The following is a 21,042-nucleotide window of genomic DNA, read 5'->3' as shown; positions in this document are numbered from 1 at the left end:
GGCACCCCTCGGGTCAGCCTCCGGGCCGTTGGAACCCGTTCGGGATGCCATTGAAGTTGCCCCGGCCGGCTCCGGCACCGTTGGTGCCCAGCCCACCAAGGCCGACCCGAGTGGTCGTGGCCGAACTGCTGGCCAGCGGCTGGTTCAGATCGGCGATCACGACCTCCTGCCCGGCCTTCAGACCGGAGGTGATCTGGGTGAGATCGGTTCCGACGGCGCCCACCTGGACCACGGTCGCGGTGGGTGTCCCGTTCTGCATCACCGAGACCGTGTGGACCGCGCCGGTGGTGGTGACGGCCGAGGTCGGCACGGTCAACACGTTCGACACGTTGGCCAGGGTGATCAGCGCCGATGCACCGGCGCCCTGGTACAGCGTCTGGATGGTGCGGTCCAACAGCACCGTGATCGGGTACGTGGTCGTGCCGGACGACGACGAACTGCTGAGGATGCCGATGTAGGTCACCTTGCCGGAGATCGCGGTGGTGCTGCCGTTCACCGTGACCTCGGCCTTGTCTCCGACCTTGAGCTGGTCGATCAAGGTGAGACTGACCGAGGTGGACAGCTCGTACTGACCGGGACCCAGGATCGTGATGATGCTGGTGGTCGAGTTCGCGCTGACCGAGTCACCCTTGGCCATGGCCACTGATGCCACGGTCCCGGCAATCGGGCTCGTCAGTACGGCGGCCTTCAGGTTCTGCTGAGCCACCGTGATGTTCGCACCATCCAAGTCGATCTGAGCCTGGTCGGCCGCGATGTCGGCGGCGGTCGGGACCTTGCTCGTCTGTGCACCCGATCCGGAGAATCCCGAGCCCGAACTCCCCGAACCGGAGCCCGCCGTCGAACCGGAGCCGGCCGCCGAATCGGAGCCGGCCGCCGAGCCGGAGCCGGCCGCGGAACCGGAGCCGGACGGAGCAGAGCCGGCATTGCCGGAGCCGCTGGCGCCCGACCCTGCGCTGAAGCCGCTGCCGCCGGCCGCGGCGGACGTCGCGACCGCACCCGCCGTACCAGGCACCGAGCCGGTGCCCGCCCCGGGCGCCGCCGCTGAACCACTGCCTCGGCTCGGGGAGGAACCCGACCCGGTCGCCGCCCCGGTGCCGGGAGCCGACCCATTGCCGGTGCCCCGGCCAGGACCGGTGTTCGAACCGCCACCGTGGGTGCCGGTCGGAGCGGCGGGACCCGAGGTCGTCGGTGCGGGGCCGTTACCGGATGTCCCGGGGCCCCCGCCCGAACCCGACGGGCGGCCCGACGTGGCCGAGATGAGCTTGTCCAGCGTGACCAGGTTCTGGGCCTGCTGGGTCTCGTACTGCGAGAGTGTCGTCTGGTCCTTGAGCACCGCCGCCACGGCCGTCTGGCACTGCGCCAGGGCCGAGGCCGGAGCCAGGGTCGACGACGTCGCGGTGGTCGGTGTCGTCTCCGTCGAGCTGGTCGCGGTGTCCGAACCGCTGGTCGCCGTGGCGGTGGTGGCGTCGATCGCCCGATAGGCCGCCTGCGCGGCGGTCAGGCCGTTGCCACGGCCGACCACGACGTCCTCGATGGCGGCCTGGAGGGAAGGTGTCACCACGACGTAGGCGGCCGGCTGCGCGGTGGCGGTCGAAGTTTCGGTCGTGGTGGCCGTCGTGGTTTCGGTGGTGGTGGCCGTCGCCGTGGTGGTGGAGCGTTGGGTGGCCGTCTCGGTCTGCGTCGTCGACGCGGTCACCGTGGTCGGCACCGTCACCGTCACCGTCACCGGATCCGGAGTCACCGTCACGGTCGACGGAGCGGCGGTCGGGCTCGTGTCCGAGGATGACGCGCTGGTCGTGTCGGTCGGCGACGTCGCCAAGGTCATGGTGGAGATGGGCGTGCACGCGGTCAACGCCGTCTCGGTCTTGACCATGGCCAGGAGAGAGTCGATCTTCTGCTGCATCATGATGACGGCCTGCTGGGCCTTCTTCAGGTCGCCCGCGTTGGTGGTCGGTTGGCTGGACGTCGGCGTCGAGGCTGTGGGGGGAGCGGTCTGATGCCGGCTCGAGGTGGGCGGCGCGGCCGCCGAACTGGACGGCGCGGCGGCCGAGGTCGACGGCGCCACCGCGGGGCTGGCGGGTGCACTAGCTGTTGTCTTGGCACCGGTGCCGGGCGCGCCGGCACCGGAGCCACCGGACGACCCGGCACCGCCGCCGCCGCCGGCCGCGCCGGAGCCGGAGGAACCGGAGCCGGAGGCACCGGAGCCGGACGAGCCCGACCCGGAGCCGGAGCCGGAGGCACCCGACCCGGACGAGCCGGAGCCGGACGAACCGGAGCCACCCGACGATCCGGCAGCCGCGCCCGCGGCCGTCGTCGTGGTCGCGGTCGTGGTGGGGACGGCGCTCTCGGCCGCGCCGGCCGCCTGGGCGGCGAGATCGGTGGCCAGCGCCCGCTTGTCGGCGGCCAGGGTTGCTTCGGCGTCACTGACCGCCGACTTCAGGGCGGTCGGGTCCAGATTGGCGATGACCTGGCCGGCCTTCACCGTCTGCCCGACCTGCACGCCGACGGACGCGACGGTACCCGAGACGGAGAACGCCGACGTCGACTGCTTGACGTAGGAGATCGTGCCCGACGACGTCGTCGTCTGATCCACCGATCCCATGCCGGCGATGGCCGTCCGGTAGCCGGACGCCTTGGCGGTGCTGCTGGCGAAGGCGATGCCCCCGCCGATCACCAGCAGGCCGCCGATGGCGATGGCGGCGACGGTCGACCTACGTCGCCGGAGCCGCCGGCTCCGCGCTCTCGCGGCCGGACTGACCATTTCAGCCATTGGTGGTCACCGGACCGGAGCCGCTGGAACCGTTCCGTCCGCCGAAGCCGCCGGCTCCGAAACCGGCGGTGCAACCGGTGGTGCTGGCCGGGCTCAGTGCGATCGACGTGGCGGCGACGGCGCCGGTGGAGTCGGTCTTGCCGATCGCGGTCGCGCACAGACCGACCTTCAGCGCCGTGGACTTGGCCTTGGCTGTCTCGGTGTACTCGGTCTTCGAGTTGACCGTCACGGTGACCTTCGAGGCCGTGGCGGCGGACGAGGTCGTTCGCGCGGTCGGCTGGACCACGATCGCCGAGGCGCTCACCGACGTGACCTTGCCGGACGTGCGCTCACCGAAGCCGGCGAACGTCCCCCGTCCAGCGGTGCCACCGGGGACACCGGTCGGCATCGCCCCGCCGGTCGGCATGGCGCCGGACGGCATGGCGCCGGTCGGCATCGCACCGGAGGGCATGGCCCCCGACGGGCGTGCCCCGGAACCGCCGGGGAAGTCGGCACCGCCGAAACCGCCCTCACACTTCCCCGAGACCGGAGCCGCGATCTGGACGGCGGTGGCCGTGAGGGCAGTGACCGGCGCCCTCGTGGTCGGTGCGGTCGCCGCCCCGGACGTCGGGGCCGATCCGCCCGAAGCCCCCGCCTGCCCGGTGGTGGTGCCCGCCGCGATCGCCGTCACGCAGTCGCCGACCTTGACGTCGGCCAACGCCTTCTTCACCGTCTGCGTGAAGGTGGTCGCCGACGTGTAGTTCACCGTGGTCTGGGCGCTGGTGCTCTGCACCTGCAACGAATTCCCCGACAACGCGGCGATGGTGCCCGAGGCCGCGGGCCGGATACCGCCGGCGTTTGCTCCGCCGGTTCCGTTCGCCCCGCCGGTCCCACCGCCGCCTGCGGATCCGGCCGGCACGCCGGCCGCGGCGACCGTCGACGACGCCGAGGGGGCGGTGCTCGCCGAGGAACTACCGCAGGCCACCAGGGACCCGGCCAGTACGAGGGCCGCAGCGCCGAGGGCCAGCGGCTTGGACCAGGACCACGACCGGAACGGGGCGGGGGACGGAGTGATCAGGGTGTTCGTCATGGCGGGATCCTTCATTTCAGTGGCGACCGGAGAGGCCGACCGATGGGGCGAGGAAGTGGGGTCGATATGTCGGGTCGGGCCGTGGAACCGCATGACGCCGGCGCGCATCATTCGCTGCGCAATGCATCGATCGGGGCCATCCGGGCGGCCCGGGCCGCCGGGTAGACGCCGAAGATCATGCCGATGGCCACCGCGATGACGATGGAACCGCCGACGGCCAGGGGGGAGATGACCAGTTCGGTCGTGATGAAGTGCGGCAGCACCTTGGCCCCGACGATGCCCAGGACGGCGCCGAGCAGGCCGCCGGCCAGGCCGAGGATCGTGGCTTCGACCAGGAACTGCCGCCGAATGGCCGACGGGGGCGCACCCAATGCCTTGCGGAGACCGATCTCCCTGGTCCGCTCGCTCACCGACACCAACATGATGTTCATGACTCCGATCCCGCCGACCAGCAGGGACAGCGCGGCGATCCCGGTCAGCAGGACGGTCAGGGTCTTGCTCACCGATGTGGCCGTGTCCAGCAGGGACTCCTGACTGGCGATGCTGAAGTCGGCCGACGTGCTCGACGTGATGTGGTGCAGTTGCAACAGCAGCGCCGTGGCTTCCTGGTCGGCCGCCGAGAGCTGGTCGGACGAAGCGGCCTGGATGTAGATGGTCGACACCGAGTTCTTGGTGGTGCCGCCGACCACCCGGTTGGCCGCGGTGGCCAGTGGGACGACGGCCTGGTCGTCGAGGCTCGAGGAGGAGTCCGACCCGGCGGAGGCCAGGACGCCGACCACGGTGAATTCGATGTTGTTGACGGTGAAGGTCTGTCCGACCACATCGGTGCGGCCGTACAGCTCGGTGGCGGTCTGGGATCCGATCACCGCGACCGTGGCCTGGGCGTCGTCATCGTCCTGGGTGATGAACCGGCCACTGGACAGAGTGCGGGACCGGACGTCCAACCACGAGGCCGTCGTGCCGACGACCGAGGTGGTCCAGTTGGTCGAGCCGTTGGTCAGCGACTCCGATGCCGTCTTGACCGGAGCCACCGCCCCGATGTCCGGAGCGGCCACCTTGGAGGCCAGCGCCTTGGCGTCGACGGTGGTCAGGGTCGACGCCGAGCCGAATCCACCGCGAATACCGGCGCTCGAGGTGGTGCTGCCCGGGGAGACGATCAGCAGGTTGCTGCCCAGGGAGCTGATCTGGGCCCCGACCTGCTTCTGGCTGCCCAGTCCGAGCCCGACGGTGAGGATCACGGCGGCGATGCCGATCAGGATCCCGAGCATGGTCAGTCCCGAGCGCAGCCGGTGGGAGATGATGGAACCCCAGCCCGTGCGCAGTGTTTCCAGGAGCCTCACGCGGTTACGCCCTTCTGGTGGGCGCCGGCGGGGGCCAGTTCCTGGCCGATCTCCGGGTGGGCCGAGTCGGACTGGATGACCCCGTCCCGCACCCGGACGATTCGCCGGGCGCGCTCGGCCACCTCGAGTTCGTGGGTGATCAGGACGATCGTCCGCCCCTGCTCGTGCAACTCGTCGAACAGTGACAGTGCGTCCTCGGTGGCTGTGGAGTCCAGGTTCCCGGTCGGCTCGTCGGCCAGGATCAGCGCCGGATCCCCGACCAGGGCGCGAGCCACCGCGACCCGTTGTTGCTGACCACCGGAGAGCTCGCCCGGCTTGTGGTTGACCCGGCTCTCCAGACCGACGCGGCGGAGGGCTTCGATCGCCTTCGCCCGGCGGATGCCCTTCGGCGCACCGGAATAGATCATCGGGAGTTCCACGTTCCGCCAGGCCGACAGTGACGGCAGTAGGTGGAACTGCTGGAAGACGAAGCCGATCCGCCGGTTCCGGATCTCCGCCAGGTCGATCTCGTCCATCTGGCTGACGTCCTCACCGGCCAGGTAGTAGGAGCCGGACGACAGGACGTCCAGGCATCCGATGATGTGCATCAGGGTCGACTTTCCGGACCCGGACGGACCCATGATCGCCACGTACTCGCCTTCGTCGATGCGCAGTGAGACCCCGTCCAATGCCCGGACCTCCAGCGAGCCGGTGGCGTAGACCTTGGTCACGTCGTGCAGGCTGATCACCGAACCGTCCGCGGCGATGCTGGGCAGCTCGGCCGACGGTGTCGTCTCGGTGCGGTTCCTCCCTGGTGCCGGGTGCACCGGAATCTGGTCAGTGGCAGCCGGATCGGGTTCCAGGATGTCCAGTCCCTGATTGCCGGTGGTACCCCACGGGGCGGGGGCGACAAACGCCTCGCCCGGTTGGGTGGACTCGGGTACGGCGACGGCCTTGGTTCTTCTCGCCATGTCAGCCACCGTTTCCGGGAATGCCGCCCGAGCCGCCACCGGGGAAGCCGCTCGCCCCGCCGGGGAAACCGCTGGCCCCGCCGGGGAACCCGCTCGCGCCACCGGACAAATTGGCCCCGTCGGCGCCGGGGAATCCGTTTGCCCCGCCGTTGCCGAAGCCGCCGGAGCCGCCGGTCCCGGTCCGCCCGGTTCCCGCCCGGCCGGCCCCGGTGGTGACCGTTTCGAGCACCTGATCACCCTCGGACAGGCCCTTCAGGATCTGGGTGACGCCGTTCCCGACGGCGCCGGTGGTGACGGGGGTCGAGACCTGTTTGCCGTTCACCTTCTGGTACACGACCGTGCCGCTGTTGGTGATGTGGATGGCGCCGGTCGGGACGGTCAGCACGTTGGTCAGCTGCTTGTAGATCAGGGTCACCGTGGCCGAGGCGCCGTCGTGCATCCCGGTGGGGCTGCCGGTGATGGCGACCACCACCGGGTAGCTGGAGGTGGAGCCGGTGCTGGTGGAGATCAGCCCGACCGAGCTGACGGTCCCGAAGACCGGGGTGACGGAATTGCCGATGGTCAACTGGGCCTGGATGCCTTTCTTGATCAGGTCGACCGAGCTGTCGTCGACCGTGACCTTCGCCTCCCAGCTGGTCGTGGAGACGATCACGAACGGCGGGTCGCTGGACGAACTGCTCGACGAGTTGGACGTCTGGCTGCCGGAGCCGCCGGGGAGCGCACCCGCTCCGGAGGCTGAACCGGTGCCGGCACCCGACGTAGAGCTCGAGGACGAGTTGCTCCCGGAGGTGGTCGACGTCGTGCCCGTCACCGAATCGCCGACGGCGACGTTCACCGTGGCGACCATGCCGGTGATGGGGGAGACCAGGGTGGACGAGTTCAGTGCGGTCTGAGCGGTGGTGACATCACTCTGGGCCGTGGTGACGGCCGCCTTGGTCGAGGTGACATTGGCCTTGTCGGCCACCAGGTTCGCCTCGGCCGTCGCGAGTTGAGCCTTCGCCGAGAGGAGCTGGTTGTTGGCTGTGGTGTCGTCCGTGGTGTCGCTGGTGTCGGCCGCCGTGCTCACCGCGTCCTCGGCGTCCTGCACGGCCGTCTTCGCGGTCGTGATGGACGTGTTGTCAGTGGTCACCGACGCTTCGGCGGCGGCCACCTTGGCCCGGGCCGAGGCCAGCGACGCCTTCGCCGACGCGAGCGAGGCCTTGAGGCTGACCGTGTCGACGGTGCCCAGGACCTGGCCCTTCGTGACCTTCTGGCCCTCGGTGACCTTGACCGACGTCACCCGGCCGGAGGCGCCGAAGCTGACGTTGTCCTGGACGGCCGGGGTGACGGTCCCGGACGCGGAAACGGTGGATTGGATGGTGCTCAGGCTCGCCGCGACCGAGCGGGTCACCGAAGTGGCCGAGGTGGCCGTGCTCGACGCGTTGGTCTTGTGGAAGTACCACCAGGCTCCGCCACCGCCGACCAGGACGATCACCACCACGGCGGTGATCCAGGGTCGGGTCCGTATCTTCAGCCACATCGCAGCCATTCATCACCTTCAGGCTCAGGGGACCGGTCCTACATGGCCCTGGCGGGCGTCCGGCTTCCTGAAGTTAGGTGTGATGTCTGGCGCGGCACGGTGGATGCGCTGAGCGGCACCTGTGACCAACTGTGCGGGACCTGTGGATCGGGCCCCATTCCGGCCCAACTTCGCTCAGACAGCGTCCAGGATGACCGCCGTCCGGGCCGGCAGGAACACCTGTCCTGCGTCCAGCACGACGCCCGACTTCGTCGCCAGCAGCACCCGAGCCGCCCCAACGGGTACGGACCGCGACACGTCGGCGAAGTTGAACACCATGCGCAGACCGCCTCGCTCGACCACCAGCCATCGCTCGTCGTCATCGTGGCGGGTGAGCACCCGACCGAGCCGGGGATCGGTCAGATCCGAGTACTCGCGACGGAGCCCGGCCAGTCGGCGGTACAGCTCCAGGACGGACGCGTGGTGACCGGTGGCGGACTCGTCCCAGTTCAGCTTCGACGCGGCGAACGTCTTGGGGTCCTGCGGGTCCGGCACTTCGTTCGGGTCCCAGCCCATCCGGGCGAACTCGGCGATGCGCCCCTCGGCGGTCGCCTTCCCGAGGTCTGGTTCGGGATGGGAGGTGAAGAACTGCCAGGGCGTGGACGCCGCCCACTCCTCACCCATGAACAGCATCGGGGTGAACGGACTGGTGAAGACCAGGGTGGCGGCCAGAGCCAGGGAGTCGGCGTCGACCTGGGTCGAGAGCCGGTCACCGATCGCCCGGTTGCCGATCTGATCGTGGTCCTGCGCGAACACAACGAAGCGTGAGGCCGGCGTCGTGTGGGCCTCCACCTCACGCCCGTGGTTGCGGCCCCGGAAGCTGGAATAGGTCCCGTCGTGGAAGAAGGCGCGCCGCAGCACCTTCGCAATGTCACCCATGGAGCCGAAATCGCGGTAGTAGCCGGTCTTCTCGCCGGTCAGGGCGACGTGCAGGACGTGGTGGAAGTCGTCGCTCCACTGGGCGTCGAGGCCGTATCCGCCGGCCTCGGGCGACGTGATCAGCCGCGGGTCGTTCAGGTCGGACTCGGCGATCAGGGTCAGCGGCCGGCCGACATGGGCCGACAGGACCTTGACCTGCTGCGCCATCTCGGAGAGCAGGTGATCCGCGCGGTGGTCGACCAGGGCGTGCACGGCGTCCAGCCGCAGACCGTCGACGTGGTAGTCGCGCAGCCACATCAGTGCGTTGTCGATGATGTACTCGCGCACCGTGTCCGAGCCCGGACCGTCCAGGTTGACCGAGGTACCCCAGGTGTTGGCGTGCTCCTCGTGCAGGTACGGGCCGTACTCGGGCAGGTAGTTGCCGCTGGGGCCCAGGTGGTTGTAGACGACGTCCTGGATGACGGCCAGCCCCCGTTGGTGACAGGCGTCGACCAGGCGCTGGTAGCCCGCCGGCCCGCCGTACGCCTCGTGCACCGCGTACCAGAGAACGCCGTCGTAACCCCAGTTGTGGACGCCGTTGAAGCCGTTGACCGGCAACAGTTCGACGAAGTCGACCCCGAGGGAGACCAGGTGGTCGAGCTTGCCGATGGCCGCGTCGAAGGTGCCTTCGGCGGTGAACGTCCCGATGTGCAACTCGTAGATCAGACCGCCGGCCAGCTGACGTCCGGTCCAGTCGCTGTCCTGCCACCGGTGGGCGGTGCGGTCGAAGGTCGCCGAGAGTCCGTGCACACCGTCGGGCTGCCGCAATGACCGCGGGTCGGGCCGCACGTCGTCGGCACCGTCCAGCCGGAAGCCGTAGCGGACCAGGTCGTCGGTCTCGACCCGGGCCGCCCACCATCCGTCGTCCGAGCCGGCCATCGCGATGTCGGTGCCGGCGCCCTGGTCCTGAAGGACCAGGTCGACCCGAGCCGCGCGGGGCGCCCAGACCCGGAAATCCTGTGGCATGTCAGCCTTTCCGAACAAGTAGGGCGACCGGATACGTCGCCAGTAGGTCCTCGACCGGGGTCCCGCCGCTGAGCGGAGAGCCCTGCGCGCCGCGGAGCACGTCGGTCCAGGTGCCGGGGGGCAGCGTGAGCCAGGTGTCGGCCCAACCGCCCCGCTCGGCCAGGCCGACCGGCAGCCGGGTGCCGACCGCGATCACACCGCCCCGGTCGAAGGCGACGAGATGGTCGGCCGCCTCGCCCGTGGCCACCAGCGGGGCGTAGCCGGAGAACAGATCGGGACGGTCCCGCCGCAGCCGCAGGGCGGCCGAGACGACGTGCAGCTTGGCCGCGCCGGAGTCGTCCACCGGCGGCAGCCAACCCCCGTCGATGCGCTGGAGCAGTGATTCGGCCACGCGGTGGTCCACCGGGCGGCGGTTGTCCGGGTCGACCAGGGAGTCCTCCCACAACTCGGTGCCCTGATACACATCGGGAACCCCGGGTCCCAGGAGCTGGAGCAGCTTGGCCGACAGCGAATTGGACCGCCCCGGCCCGATCAGCCGGGCCGCCAGGGCGGCCAGGTCGGCGTGCAGATCGACGTCGTCGAACACCGCGTCCACCAGCCGGTGCATGGTCGTCTCGAACGTCTGGTCCGCATCGATCCAGCCAGTGGAGGTGCCGGCCTCCCGGGCCGCCTTCTCGGCATAGGCGTGCAGCCGTTCCCGGCTCGCCGGCCACGCTCCGATGACGGCCTGCCACAGCAGGTTGGCCAGCGGGCCGTCGGCCAGGGGAGCGCGGCGGTTCCAGCGCCGGACGGCCTCGGCCCAGTCGTCGGGCATCTCGGAGATCACGCTGATCCGGGCGCGGACGTCCTCGCCGCGTTTCGTATCGTGCGTGGACAGGGTGGTCATGGTGTGCGGCGTCGAGGTCGCCCGCAGCGCCTGGATCTGGTGGAACCGGGTCGGCGTGACGGCGAACTCGCTCGGCTCGGCCCCGACCTCGGTCAGGCTGGTCAACCGGGTCCACCGATAGAACGCGGTGTCCTCGACGCCCTTGGCCATCACCATGCCCGACGTCTGCTGGAAGCGGGTCGCCAATTCCGTGTCACCGGCCCGGAGCCGGTCGGCCAGGGTCTCCAGGCTGGAGGCCAACCGCGGGCGGCGGTGGATGGCGGTGGCCAGGGCGGCGTCCAGATCGGAGCGGCCGTCCGGCAGGTAGGTCCGGTACACCGCGAACGACGACAGGAGCTCGGCCAGCGCGTCGGCGGCATCGGGCACGTCCGGCGCCAGCCGGGCCAGCCGCAGCACCTCGGAACGCAGGATGCCGTCGGCAATGGCCCGCTTGGTGCGGCCTGTCATCTTCGTCCAGTCGACGTAGGCGCCGCCGCGAAGTTCGGCGTCCAACTCGTCCAGCGCCGTCTCACCTGCCGGGTCGACGAACAGCCGGTCGAGAATGGCGAGCGCGTCGTAGCCGGTCGTGCCGTGGCATTCCCAGTCAGCGGGCAGACGCTCGTCGCCCTCGAGGATCTTCTCGACCAGCACGTAGGCCGGCCCGACCAGGGCCCGCAACATCCGCAGGTAGCCGGCCGGGTCGGCCAGTCCGTCCGGATGGTCGACCCGCAGACCGTCCACCCAGCCCTGCTCGAACCAGGCCTTGATCTCCGAATGCGACGAGGCGAAGACGTCCGGGAGTTCGACTCGGATCCCGGCCAGGGTGCTGACCGCAAAGAACCGCCGGTAGTTCAGCTCGGCGTCGGCCCGACGGTAGTTGACCAGCTCGTAGTGCTGACGGTCGTGCACCTCCCGTGCCGAGCCGGCCGACGTGCCGTCGGCGATCGGGAAGCGGTGCTCGTAGTAGACCAGCTCGTTTCCCTCGATCTTGAGTGCGTCGAGCTCGGCATCTCCGTCGCCCAGAACGGGCACGCGGAGGCGGCCGTGGCCGAACTCCCAGTCGATGTCGAAGCAGTGGGCGAACTCCGAGGCCGGCCCCTTGGCCAGGACGTCCCACCACCAGAGCGAATGCTTCGGGGTAGCCACCCCCACGTGATTGGGGACGATGTCGGCCAGCACCCCGAGGCCGGCCGAGTGGGCGGCGTCGCTGAACGCGGCGAGCCCGCCCCGGTCGCCCCGGGCGGTGTCGGTGCGCCCGTGGTCGACCACGTCGTATCCGTGGTCCGACCCCGGTTCGGACTCGAGGATGGGCGACAGATAGGCCCAGTCGACCCCCAGCCGCGCCAGGTACGGCACTTTCGCCGCGGCCCCGTGCAGATCGTTGTCGGCGGTGATCTGCAGCCGGTAGGTGGAGCGGGGAATTCTCGGGCCGGTCATGACGATTCGGTGTCGCCGCTGTTGGTGCGCCGTCGTGGCGCGGCCTTGGTGCTCGGTCGCTTCGGGGTGGCGGCCCGGCGCCGCCGGGGAGCCGGAACCGCCGGTTCCTCCTCGGCCGGAGTCGACTCGTGAGTCACCACGCTCTGCTCCACCGGCTCGGTCGCAGCGGCGGCGGACGTCGGCACCGGCACCGGAGGGACTGCCGGAACCGCGGCGGCAGCGGTGGGCACGGGCGGCAGACTGCTGGCGGCCAGTGCCTGCAGCACGACCAGTCCCTTGGCCGGGACCGGGATCTTCTCCGACGCGGCGGTCGCCTCGGTCGATTCCGGCATCCCCGCGGTGTCGACCACGCACGTCCAGCCGGGCGCGAACTCCTCCGGCGGCAGGACGAAGTCGAGGGTCTCGTCGTGGGCGTTGAACAACATCAGGAACGAGTCGTCGATCACCCGGCCCCCGCGGCGGTCCATGCCACGGATCCCGTTGCCGTTCAGGAACACCCCGACCGACCGACCGAAGCCGGAGTCCCAGTCCTCCGGGGACATCACTGCACCGCTCGGGTTGATCCACACGATGTCGGGCAGCGGCTCGCCCTCCCCGCGGGTGACCGGCCGGCCGTCGAAGAACCCCCGGCGACGGAACGTGGGATGTTGCTTGCGCAACCGGGCCAGCGAGGCGGTGAACTCGACCAGAGAGAGATCGGCGTTCGCCCAGTCGACCCAGGCCAGCTCCGAGTCCTGGCAGTAGACGTTGTTGTTGCCGTGCTGGGTCCGGCCCAGCTCGTCGCCGTGCGCGATCATCGGAACACCCTGGGACAGCAGCAGAGTGGCCAGGAAGTTCCGGCGCTGGCGGTTGCGCAGGTCGAGCACCGCCGGGTCGTCCGTCGGGCCCTCGACCCCGCAGTTCCACGACCGGTTGTGGGATTCACCGTCGTTGTTGTTCTCTCCGTTGGCCTGGTTGTGCTTCTCGTTGTAGGAGACCAGGTCGTTCAGGGTGAACCCGTCGTGCGCGACGACGAAGTTGATGGAGGCCACCGGGCGGCGACCCGACGTCTCGTACAGGTCGGCCGACCCGGTCAGCCGGGACGCGAATTCGCCCAGGGTGGCCGGCTCACCGCGCCAGAAGTCACGGACGGTGTCGCGGTACTTGCCGTTCCATTCGGTCCACTGCGGCGGGAAGTTGCCGACCTGGTATCCGCCCGGGCCCAGATCCCAGGGCTCGGCGATCAGTTTCACCTGGGACACGATGGGGTCCTGCTGGACGAGTTCGAAGAAGGTGGACAGCCGGTCGACGTCGTAGAACTCACGGGCCAGGGTGGCCGCCAGGTCGAACCGGAAGCCGTCGACGTGCATCTCGGTCACCCAGTAGCGCAACGAATCCATGATCAGCTGCAGCGAGTGCGGGTGCCGGACGTTGAACGAGTTCCCGGTCCCGGTGTAGTCCATGTAGTACTGCTCGTCGTCCTCGACCAGGCGGTAGTAGGCGGCGTTGTCGATGCCTCGGAACGAGATCGTCGGGCCGAAGTGGTTGCCCTCCGCGGTGTGGTTGTAGACGACGTCGAGAATCACCTCGATGCCGGCGGCATGCATGGCCTTCACCATCGCCTTGAACTCCTGCACCTGCTGGCCACGGTCGCCGAAGGCGGAATATGCGTTGTGCGGTGCGAAGAACCCGATGGTGTTGTAGCCCCAGTAGTTGGACAGGCCCTTGTCGACCAGCGTGGCGTCCTGGACGAACTGGTGGACCGGCATCAGCTCGATGGCGGTGGCCCCGAGCCGGGTCAGGTGGTCGATGACGGCCGGATGGGCCAGCCCGGCGTAGGTGCCGCGCTGGTTCTCGGGCACCTCCGGGTGCAGCTGCGTGAGGCCCTTGACGTGCGTCTCGTAGATGACGCTCTCGTTGTAGGGGATCCGCAGGATCCGGTCGCCGGTCCAGTCGAAGAACGGGTTGATGACCACCGAGCGCATCGTGTGCGCCGCGGAATCGCTGTCGTTGCGGGAGTTGACGTCGCCGATGTTGTAGGACAGCACCGACGGGTCGCTGTCGACCTGCCCGGTCACCGACTTGGCGTACGGATCCAGCAGGAGCTTGTTCGGGTTGCACCGATGACCGCGGGGCGGGTCGTACGGACCGTGCACCCGGTAGCCGTAGCTCTGGCCGGGTTGCACCGTCGGCAAATAGCAGTGCCAGACGTACGCGTCGACCTCTGGCATCGTGATCCGCGTCTCGGTTCCGTCGTCGTCGAGCAGGCACAGCTCGACCTTCTCGGCCACCTCGCTGAAGATCGCGAAGTTCGTTCCCGTTCCGTCGAACGTCGCCCCGAGGGGATAGGCGGTGCCGGGCCAGATTTCCATGACGCTCCTTGATGTTGCGCGCCGACTGGTCGGCGCACGCGTGTTGGTGGGCCGACGGTGGGAGTGAGGCCAGTCCGTCGAACCGTCAACACACTAGCCACCCGGTCGTGCCGCAGGTGGCCATCTGTTGATCCTTCATGACCGATCCGACGCCGTCCGAAACGTTCTGACACCGTCAGTGTGGCGCTCGTGACTCACGGGCGGCAGCTGCGAGGACTGAAACCCCGGCCGCGAAGTCGATCACGCTGTCGGGCCGCTGGATTACCCTCGGCGCTGTGCCAGATCCATCGACGTACCGCCCGGCGACCGGGACCATTCCGGACTCGCCCGGCGTCTACAAGTTCCGCGACCCGACCGGGCGGGTCATCTACGTCGGCAAGGCGAAGAGCCTGCGCCAGCGCCTGAACTCTTACTTCGCCGACCTGTCCGGACTGCACCCACGGACGGCCCAGATGGTCACAACGGCCGGCTCGGTCGAGTGGACCGTGGTGTCCACCGAGGTCGAGGCACTGCAGCTGGAATACAACTGGATCAAGGAGTTCGACCCGCGGTTCAACGTCCGCTACCGGGACGACAAGTCCTACCCCGAGTTGGCCGTCACCCTCGGCGAGGAGTTCCCGCGGCTGCAGGTGATGCGCGGGGCCCACCGCAAGGGCGTCCGCTACTTCGGGCCGTACGCCCACGCCTGGGCGATCCGGGAAACCCTCGACCTGTTGCTCAGGGTGTTCCCGGCGCGGACCTGCTCCTCGGGCGTGTTCAAACGTTCGGCCCAGATCGGCCGGCCGTGTCTGCTGGGCTACATCGGCAAGTGCTCGGCACCGTGCACCGGCGCGGTCTCGGCCGAGGAACACCGGCAGATCGTCGACGACTTCTGTGACTTCATGGCCGGCAAGGCCGATCCGATGATCCGCCGGCTGGAGAAGGAGATGTCGACCGCCGCGGCCGAGCTCGACTTCGAGAAGGCGGCCCGGCTCCGGGACGATCTCGGGGCGCTCCGGCGCGCGGTGGAGAAGCAGGCAGTCGTCCTTGGCGACGGCACCGATGCGGACGTGATCGGCATCGCCGCCGATGATCTCCTGGCCTCGGTCCAGGTCTTCCACGTCCGCGGCGGCCGGGTGCGCGGACAGCGCGGCTGGATCGTGGACGTCGACGCCGAAACCGCCGGCGACGGCCTGGACGGCCCAGAGGGAGGCACCGGCGGCACCGGCCGCCTGGTGGAGAACTTCCTGTTGCAGTTCTACGGGCAACGGGCGGCCGACGAAGGCGCGTCCGCCGTGCCGAAGGAGATCCTGATCCCGGCCGTCCCGTCCGACGGCGACGAGATGGTGCAGTGGCTGGCCGACCTGCGCGGAGGCCGGGTGTCCCTGCGCGTCGCCCAGCGGGGCGACAAGAAGGACCTGGCCCTGACGGTCAAGCGGAACGCCGCCGAAGCCCTGGCCCAGCACCGCCTCAAGCGGGCCAGCGACCTGACCGCACGGTCGGCCGCCCTGATGGAGGTGGCGGACACCCTCGGGATGGACGCCGCTCCGTTGCGGATCGAGTGCATCGACATCTCGCACGTGCAGGGCACCAACGTGGTGGCATCGCTGGTCGTCTTCGAGGACGGCTTGCCCAAGCGCAGCGACTACCGGAGGTTCGCCATCCGGGAGAAGCCCGGTGACGACGTCGCGTCGATCGCGGAGGTGGTGCGGCGGCGCTTCACCCACGGGGTCACCGGCCGGATCGCCGACCTGGACTCGGAATTCACCGCCCCGCCGACGCCGGTCCCGGCCGAACCGGGCCGCCCGACGGCCATCGATCCGGACACCGGCCGGGTCCGCCGGTTCGCCTACCCGCCGCAGCTGCTGGTCGTCGACGGCGGTGCCCCACAGGTCAACGCGGCGGCCGCCGTCCTGGCCGACCTCGGGATCGCCGACGTGACGGTGTGCGGACTGGCCAAGCGGCTGGAGGAGATCTGGGTGCCGGGCGAGGACGACCCGGTGATCTTTCCGCGAACCAGCGAGGCGTTGTACCTGCTGCAGCGGCTGCGGGACGAGGCGCACCGGTTCGCCATCACCTACCACCGGGCCAAACGCTCGAAGTCGATGACCCAGTCGGCGCTGGACGGCGTGGCCGGGCTCGGCCAGACCCGGCGCACGGCCCTGATCAAACACTTCGGCTCACTGACCCAATTGCGGCTCGCCGATGCCGAGAAAATCGCCGCCGTACCGGGAATCGGCCGGATGACCGCTCAGTCGGTTTACGCCGCGCTGCACCCCGAAGAGGCGGGCCCTCCGGAGGAGCCACCTGGTGGATCGGCCCTGGCCGATGACGCTGCGCCGGCACCGGAGGCCGGGGTCCTTGACGCGTCGGACAGTCTGTACATGACCAGCACCGGACAAGCGAGCACAACATGACTGGACACGGCTTGAGCGAGCAGGTACCCACCCGTCCCAACAGCGACCACGGCGACCACGGGCCGGTCGGAATCGAGGTGGCGATCGTGTCCGGGCTGTCCGGGGCCGGACGGTCGACCGCGGCGAAATGCCTGGAGGATCTCGGCTGGTTCGTGGTCGACAACCTGCCGCCGGAACTCATCGCCACCATGGTGGATCTCGGATCGCGGGCCCGGGGCGGACTGACCAAGATCGCCGTCGTGCTGGACGTGCGTTCACGTGCGTTCACCGAGGACCTGGCCTCGGTGATCAAGGACCTGGACGCCGCCGGGTACCGCCCGCGGGTGTTGTTCCTGGAGGCCAGCGACGCCTCGCTGATCCGCCGGTTCGAGGCGAACCGCCGCGAGCATCCGTTGCAGGGCGGCGGCCGGCTGGCCGACGGGATCCGCACCGAGCGGGCGCTGCTGGGCGCCCTCCGGGACGAGGCCGACGTCATCATCGACACCACCGAGCTGTCCGTGCACCAGCTGCGCGAGAAGGTCGAGCACGGCTTCACCGTCGGGCCGCGGTCCGCCACGCTGACCGTCCTGAGCTTCGGCTACAAGTACGGGTTGCCGCTGGACGCCGACCTGGTCATCGACATGCGTTTCCTACCGAACCCGTTCTGGATCCCGGAGCTTCGCGATCTGACCGGCAAGGACGAGCCGGTGTCGGCCTACGTGCTGTCCCAGGAAGGCGCCGGCGAGTTCCTGGAGCGGTACGTCGAACTCTTCGGGCTGATCAGCGGGGGCTATCAACGAGAGGGCAAGCGGTACCTGACGCTGGCTGTCGGCTGCACCGGTGGTAAGCACCGGTCGGTGGCGGTGGCGGAGGAACTCGGGACCCGCCTGGCCGGCGACAACCTCTCCGTGCAGGTCGTGCACCGCGACCTCGGCCGCGAGTGAATCGCCGCCTCAAGGTCGTGTCCCTCGGTGGCGGACACGGCCTCTACGCCATGTTGTCCGCCCTGGTCAGACTGGATGTCGACATCACCGCAGTGGTGACCGTGGCCGACGACGGCGGCTCCTCGGGCCGGTTGCGTCGCGAGGTTCCCGGCATCGTCCCGCCGGGCGATCTCCGGATGGCGCTGGCCGCGTTGGCCGCACCCGACGCCGAGGGTGAGCTGTGGGCCACCACCCTCCAGCACCGGTTCGCCGGGGAAGGGGCCCTGACCGGACATCCAGTCGGGAACATCCTGCTGGTCGGCCTGACCCAGGTGCTCGGCAGCACGGTGGCCGCCCTCGACGCCCTGGGTGCGGTGCTCAGCACGCGGGGCCGGGTGCTGCCGATGTCGGCGGTCCCGCTGGACATCGTGGCCGAGGTCGAAGGACTCGAGGACGACGCCGCGGCGGTCCGCCGGATCCGCGGTCAGGTGGCGGTGGCGGCGACTCCGGGGCGGGTGCGCACGGTGACCCTGGAGCCGGCCGACGCCCCCGGGTGCCCGGAAGCGATCTCGGCCATTGCCGCCGCCGATCTGGTGATCCTCGGCCCTGGCTCCTGGTTCACCAGCGTGCTTCCGCACCTGATGCTGCCGGACATCACCCGCGCTCTCGTCACGTCACCGGCGCACCGGCTGGTGGTGCTCAACCTGGCGCCGCAACCGGGGGAGACCGAGGGATTCTCGCCCGAGCAGCACCTGGACGTACTCTCCCAACACGCACCTGGCTTCCGCATCGACACGGTCCTGGCCGACCGGGCCGCGGTGCCGCTGCCCGGTCGGCTCGCGGCGGCCGCCACCCGGATCGGGGCGAGCCTGGACCTCGCGTCCATCGCCTATCCTGGCACCGCTCGGCACGATCCGGTGGCTCTGGCGGCAGCGCTCGAGCCGGTGTTGGACCGGGCACAATTTGGCTCCGGAACCAATCCGGACCCCACTGCGGCAACGAACAGCGTTGATCCCGGTCGCTCGGCCGGGGCGCGCAGTGCGGGACCGATCACGTGACCAGAGCTCTACGACGAATGGGGTGTGGCGCCGCATGGCGATGACTGCCGCGGTGAAGGACGAGCTCAGCCGGGTCACGGTCGCGAAGGTCTCCGCCCGCAAGGCCGAGGTGTCCACCGTCCTGCGGTTCGCCGGCGGGCTGCACATCGTCGCCGGTCGGGTGATCGTGGAGGCCGAGCTGGACACCGGAGCGGTCGCCCGCCGCCTGCGACGCGACATCGGCGAGCTCTACGGGCACACGGCCGAGGTCCAGGTCCTGTCGGCGTCGGGCATCCGCAAGACCGCCCGGTTCGTACTGCGCGTGGTCGCGGGTGGGGACCAATTGGCCCGACAGACCGGCCTGCTCGACCAGCGGGGGCGCCCGGTCCGTGGTCTGCCGGCCCAGATCGTCGCCGGCTCCCTGGCCGACGCCGAAGCAGCCTGGCGGGGAGCCTTCCTGGCCCATGGGTCGCTCACCGAACCGGGCCGGAGTGCGTCCCTGGAGATCACCTGCCCCGGGCCGGAGGCGGCCTACGCGCTGGTCGGTGCGGCCCGTCGGATGGGTATCCAGTCCAAGGCCCGTGAGGTCCGCGGCGCCGACCGGGTGGTCGTGCGCGACGGTGACGCCATTGCCGTCCTGCTCACCCGGCTCGGCGCCCACACCTGTGTGCTGGCCTGGGAGGAACGCCGGATGCGGCGCGAGGTGCGCGCCACGGCCAACCGGCTGGCCAACTTCGACGACGCGAACCTGCGGCGCTCGGCCCGGGCCGCCGTCGCGGCCAAGGCGCGAGTGGAGCGGGCGCTGGCCATCCTGGGCGACGAAGCTCCGGAACACCTGTCCGAGGCGGGCAAGCTGCGTATCGCCCACGGTCAGGCCTCCCTGGAGGAACTCGGCCAGCTGGCCGACCCGCCGATGACGAAGGATGCCATCGCCGGCCGCATCCGCCGTCTGCTCACCATGGCCGACAAGCGGGCCCAGGACGACGGCATACCGGACACGGAGTCGGCGGTCACACCGGACATGCTGGACGGCTGACCCGCCCCACCCGGCCCGGTCCATCGCGAGCGGTTGACCCGAACCCGCGGTCGGAGAATGCCACCGGTGCATCATGTTTCGGGGGTATTTCGGGGCCGGTTTCAGTAGAACCCTGATCAGCCGATACAGTGAGCATGTCGCCCCCGGCGCTGTGGGCGGTGTCACTTGATCGATCCGGTACGGGTCAGCGGGACGCGGCCGGGCAATCCACGAAGAAGGGCTGACACACGTGACTGTGCGCGTCGGAGTGAACGGATTTGGCCGAATCGGCCGCAACTTCTGGCGGGCGCTCGACTCGCTTGACCACGATGTCGAGATCGTCGCCGTCAATGACCTGACGGACACCAAGACGCTCGCCCACCTGCTGAAGTACGACACCATCCTCGGCAAGCTCAAGCACGAGGTGGTGGCCGGCGACGGCGTCATCACCATCGACGGCAAGGAACTCAAGGTTCTGTCCGATCGCGACCCGGGCGCCCTGCCCTGGGGTGACCTCGGAGTCGACATCGTCATCGAGTCGACCGGCCACTTCACCAAGGCCGAAGGCGCGGGCAAGCACCTCGCCGGCGGAGCCAAGAAGGTCATCATCTCCGCGCCGGCCACCGGCGAGGATCTGACCGTGGTCATGGGTGTCAACGACCACGTGTACGACGGCAGCCAGACGATCCTGTCCAACGCCTCCTGCACCACGAACTGTGTCGCTCCGATGGCCAAGGTGCTGAACGACAACTTCGGCATCGTCAAGGGCCTCATGACGACGATCCACGCGTACACCAACGACCAGGTCATCCTGGACTTCCCGCACTCGGATCTCCGTCGGGCCCGCGCGGCCGCGCAGAACATCATCCCCACCTCGACCGGTGCCGCCAAGGCCACCGCGCTGGTGCTTCCGGAGCTCAAGGGCAAGCTGCACGGCTACGCGCTGCGCGTCCCGGTGATGGACGGGTCGGTCACCGACCTGACCGTCGAGCTGTCCAAGTCGGTCACCGTCGACGACATCAACGACGCGTTCAAGGCGGCGTCGGAGTCCGGCCCGCTGGCGCCGTACATCGCCTACTCGACCGATCCGATCGTGTCCTCGGACATTGTCGGCGCCCCGGTCTCGGTGACCTTCGATTCGCCGCTGACCCTGGTGCTCGAGGGCAACATGGCCAAGATCGTCGGCTGGTACGACAACGAGTGGGGCTACTCCAACCGCCTCGCCGACTTCACGGCCCTGGTCGCCTCGAAGCTCTGAGCTGGTTCCGATCTGCGTTCTGATCGGCTGCACCTGATCTGATTGCCCCGGCATGGATCAACTTCCTCGTTCTGGGACCAGGGTGACGCGAGTCGCCAATTTCGTCCATGCCTGAGAAGTTGATCCATGCCGGGGCCTGCTCATGCCTGGGGCCGTCCGCGGTTCCGGCGCACCCCACGAATCGGTACCCACCACGACTCAAGGAGCCCC

13 protein-coding genes are annotated in these 21,042 nt (G+C 69.6%); 5 read left to right on the top strand and 8 right to left on the bottom strand.

Annotated elements, in window-relative coordinates:
- Positions 1 to 13: 13 nt before the first annotated feature.
- From BLS97_RS24285 to glgX, 8 genes are all read right to left on the bottom strand, one after another.
- Positions 14 to 2,770: an HlyD family efflux transporter periplasmic adaptor subunit gene (locus tag BLS97_RS24285; protein ID WP_157695535.1), complete on the bottom strand. Its 2,757-nt coding sequence runs from the start codon at positions 2,768 to 2,770 to the stop codon at positions 14 to 16.
- Positions 2,763 to 3,839, bottom strand: coding sequence for a DUF5666 domain-containing protein (locus BLS97_RS18990; protein ID WP_157695534.1), 1,077 nt, complete (start codon positions 3,837 to 3,839; stop codon positions 2,763 to 2,765). Before BLS97_RS18990 ends, BLS97_RS24285 begins: the two co-directional genes overlap by 8 nt.
- Before the next feature lie 107 nt (positions 3,840 to 3,946).
- Positions 3,947 to 5,179 carry an ABC transporter permease gene (locus tag BLS97_RS18985; RefSeq protein WP_090479070.1) on the bottom strand — a complete coding sequence of 411 codons (1,233 nt, stop codon included), beginning with the start codon at positions 5,177 to 5,179 and terminating at the stop codon, positions 3,947 to 3,949.
- Positions 5,176 to 6,129, bottom strand: coding sequence for an ABC transporter ATP-binding protein (locus tag BLS97_RS18980; RefSeq protein WP_090479067.1), 954 nt, complete (start codon positions 6,127 to 6,129; stop codon positions 5,176 to 5,178). Before BLS97_RS18980 ends, BLS97_RS18985 begins: the two co-directional genes overlap by 4 nt.
- 1 nt (position 6,130) lies before the next feature.
- A complete protein-coding gene (locus BLS97_RS18975) occupies positions 6,131 to 7,657 on the bottom strand; it encodes an efflux RND transporter periplasmic adaptor subunit (protein WP_090479064.1) in 1,527 nt (508 codons plus the stop codon).
- 165 nt (positions 7,658 to 7,822) lie between these two features.
- Positions 7,823 to 9,571 carry a malto-oligosyltrehalose trehalohydrolase gene (gene treZ, locus BLS97_RS18970; protein ID WP_090479062.1) on the bottom strand — a complete coding sequence of 583 codons (1,749 nt, stop codon included), beginning with the start codon at positions 9,569 to 9,571 and terminating at the stop codon, positions 7,823 to 7,825.
- Position 9,572: 1 nt separating this feature from the next.
- Positions 9,573 to 11,873: a malto-oligosyltrehalose synthase gene (gene treY, locus BLS97_RS18965; protein ID WP_090479059.1), complete on the bottom strand. Its 2,301-nt coding sequence runs from the start codon at positions 11,871 to 11,873 to the stop codon at positions 9,573 to 9,575.
- Positions 11,870 to 14,224 carry a glycogen debranching protein GlgX gene (gene glgX / locus BLS97_RS18960; RefSeq protein ID WP_090479057.1) on the bottom strand — a complete coding sequence of 785 codons (2,355 nt, stop codon included), beginning with the start codon at positions 14,222 to 14,224 and terminating at the stop codon, positions 11,870 to 11,872. Before glgX ends, treY begins: the two co-directional genes overlap by 4 nt.
- Positions 14,225 to 14,499: 275 nt before the next feature.
- On the opposite strand from glgX, the gene uvrC reads away from it, so the two are divergent.
- From uvrC to gap, 5 genes are all read left to right on the top strand, one after another.
- Entirely contained in the window at positions 14,500 to 16,620 is a 2,121-nt protein-coding gene (gene uvrC, locus BLS97_RS18955; RefSeq protein ID WP_090479054.1) for an excinuclease ABC subunit UvrC, read from the top strand.
- Positions 16,617 to 17,543 carry an RNase adapter RapZ gene (rapZ, locus tag BLS97_RS18950; protein WP_090479050.1) on the top strand — a complete coding sequence of 309 codons (927 nt, stop codon included), beginning with the start codon at positions 16,617 to 16,619 and terminating at the stop codon, positions 17,541 to 17,543. Before uvrC ends, rapZ begins: the two co-directional genes overlap by 4 nt.
- Positions 17,540 to 18,580 carry a gluconeogenesis factor YvcK family protein gene (locus BLS97_RS18945; RefSeq protein WP_090479047.1) on the top strand — a complete coding sequence of 347 codons (1,041 nt, stop codon included), beginning with the start codon at positions 17,540 to 17,542 and terminating at the stop codon, positions 18,578 to 18,580. The genes rapZ and BLS97_RS18945 overlap by 4 nt, the downstream gene beginning before the upstream one ends.
- 34 nt (positions 18,581 to 18,614) lie before the next feature.
- On the top strand, positions 18,615 to 19,595 hold the full coding sequence (whiA, locus tag BLS97_RS18940; protein WP_090479044.1) for a DNA-binding protein WhiA: 981 nt from the start codon (positions 18,615 to 18,617) through the stop codon (positions 19,593 to 19,595).
- A 229-nt stretch (positions 19,596 to 19,824) separates the two neighbouring features.
- A complete protein-coding gene (gap, locus tag BLS97_RS18935; RefSeq protein ID WP_090479041.1) occupies positions 19,825 to 20,832 on the top strand; it encodes a type I glyceraldehyde-3-phosphate dehydrogenase in 1,008 nt (335 codons plus the stop codon).
- Positions 20,833 to 21,042 lie beyond the last annotated feature (210 nt).

Origin of the sequence: Nakamurella panacisegetis (genome assembly GCF_900104535.1) — a bacterium.
Taxonomy (GTDB): Bacteria; Actinomycetota; Actinomycetes; order Mycobacteriales; family Nakamurellaceae; genus Nakamurella; species Nakamurella panacisegetis.
The sequence above is the reverse complement of the archived record's forward strand: the minus strand, read 5'-3'. Positions and strand labels throughout refer to the sequence as shown.